Genomic DNA, 222 nt, shown 5'->3' on the forward strand with positions numbered 1-222 from the left:
TCCAATTCCTTCTCGCCTTTCGACAAGATTTATGAAGCCAAAAGTTGAGATCAGCCACATTCTCAATCGGCAACAGTTTTGGAGGACTTCTACTCATTTTCTCAGCAGACAGAAATTCGATCTGCATGCAATGACAATATGCCGAACGGCTAAACTCGGGAGGCATATCGACTACTGTAAAAAGTGCAATGAAGTGAGAGTTTCATACAACAGTTGCAGAAA

The 222-nt window shown here is 41.9% G+C and carries 1 protein-coding gene; it reads left to right on the forward strand.

Translation table 11 applies throughout. The features are described 5' to 3' along the window. Nucleotides 1-31: 31 nt before the first annotated feature. A partial coding sequence (locus PL77_RS32615; protein ID WP_172665976.1) for a transposase zinc-binding domain-containing protein occupies nucleotides 32-222 on the forward strand: 191 nt, incomplete at its 3' end.

The organism is Flammeovirga sp. OC4 (assembly GCF_000812565.1).
GTDB lineage: Bacteria > Bacteroidota > Bacteroidia > Cytophagales > Flammeovirgaceae > Flammeovirga.